Genomic DNA, 1,752 nt, shown 5'->3' with positions numbered 1-1,752 from the left:
GCTCTTTAACAATTTATCAGACAATCTGTGTGGGCACTCCACAAGACGATATCCAGTACCTTCGGGTACGAAAAAATATCAAGTCTTGAAGAGTGACTACTGAAGTAAAATTCATTTAGTAACCTTTGAGCATCGCTTCACGAGTTGAAGCAAATCGAACTTTTAAATTGAAGAGTTTGATCATGGCTCAGATTGAACGCTGGCGGCAGGCCTAACACATGCAAGTCGAGCGGTAGCACAGGAGAGCTTGCTCTCCGGGTGACGAGCGGCGGACGGGTGAGTAATGTCTGGGAAACTGCCTGATGGAGGGGGATAACTACTGGAAACGGTAGCTAATACCGCATAACGTCTACGGACCAAAGTGGGGGACCTTCGGGCCTCACGCCATCAGATGTGCCCAGATGGGATTAGCTAGTAGGTGGGGTAATGGCTCACCTAGGCGACGATCCCTAGCTGGTCTGAGAGGATGACCAGCCACACTGGAACTGAGACACGGTCCAGACTCCTACGGGAGGCAGCAGTGGGGAATATTGCACAATGGGCGCAAGCCTGATGCAGCCATGCCGCGTGTGTGAAGAAGGCCTTAGGGTTGTAAAGCACTTTCAGCGAGGAGGAAGGGCAGTGTGTTAATAGCACATTGCATTGACGTTACTCGCAGAAGAAGCACCGGCTAACTCCGTGCCAGCAGCCGCGGTAATACGGAGGGTGCAAGCGTTAATCGGAATTACTGGGCGTAAAGCGCACGCAGGCGGTTTGTTAAGTCAGATGTGAAATCCCCGCGCTTAACGTGGGAACTGCATTTGAAACTGGCAAGCTAGAGTCTTGTAGAGGGGGGTAGAATTCCAGGTGTAGCGGTGAAATGCGTAGAGATCTGGAGGAATACCGGTGGCGAAGGCGGCCCCCTGGACAAAGACTGACGCTCAGGTGCGAAAGCGTGGGGAGCAAACAGGATTAGATACCCTGGTAGTCCACGCTGTAAACGATGTCGATTTGGAGGTTGTGCCCTTGAGGCGTGGCTTCCGGAGCTAACGCGTTAAATCGACCGCCTGGGGAGTACGGCCGCAAGGTTAAAACTCAAATGAATTGACGGGGGCCCGCACAAGCGGTGGAGCATGTGGTTTAATTCGATGCAACGCGAAGAACCTTACCTACTCTTGACATCCAGAGAATTCGCTAGAGATAGCTTAGTGCCTTCGGGAACTCTGAGACAGGTGCTGCATGGCTGTCGTCAGCTCGTGTTGTGAAATGTTGGGTTAAGTCCCGCAACGAGCGCAACCCTTATCCTTTGTTGCCAGCGATTCGGTCGGGAACTCAAAGGAGACTGCCGGTGATAAACCGGAGGAAGGTGGGGATGACGTCAAGTCATCATGGCCCTTACGAGTAGGGCTACACACGTGCTACAATGGCGTATACAAAGAGAAGCGAACTCGCGAGAGCAAGCGGACCTCATAAAGTACGTCGTAGTCCGGATTGGAGTCTGCAACTCGACTCCATGAAGTCGGAATCGCTAGTAATCGTAGATCAGAATGCTACGGTGAATACGTTCCCGGGCCTTGTACACACCGCCCGTCACACCATGGGAGTGGGTTGCAAAAGAAGTAGGTAGCTTAACCTTCGGGAGGGCGCTTACCACTTTGTGATTCATGACTGGGGTGAAGTCGTAACAAGGTAACCGTAGGGGAACCTGCGGTTGGATCACCTCCTTACCTAATGATATTGATTCGAGTGGCGTGCTCACACAGATTGTCTGAT

1 rRNA gene is annotated in these 1,752 nt (G+C 52.1%); it reads left to right on the top strand.

The features are described 5' to 3' along the window. Positions 1 to 164 precede the first annotated feature (164 nt). A 16S ribosomal RNA gene (locus D4100_RS25435) occupies positions 165 to 1,706 on the top strand. Positions 1,707 to 1,752: the final 46 nt, after the last annotated feature.

This window comes from Serratia inhibens (assembly GCF_003591175.1).
Classification (GTDB): domain Bacteria; phylum Pseudomonadota; class Gammaproteobacteria; order Enterobacterales; family Enterobacteriaceae; genus Serratia; species Serratia inhibens.
This window is presented reverse-complemented; position numbering and strand designations above follow the sequence as displayed.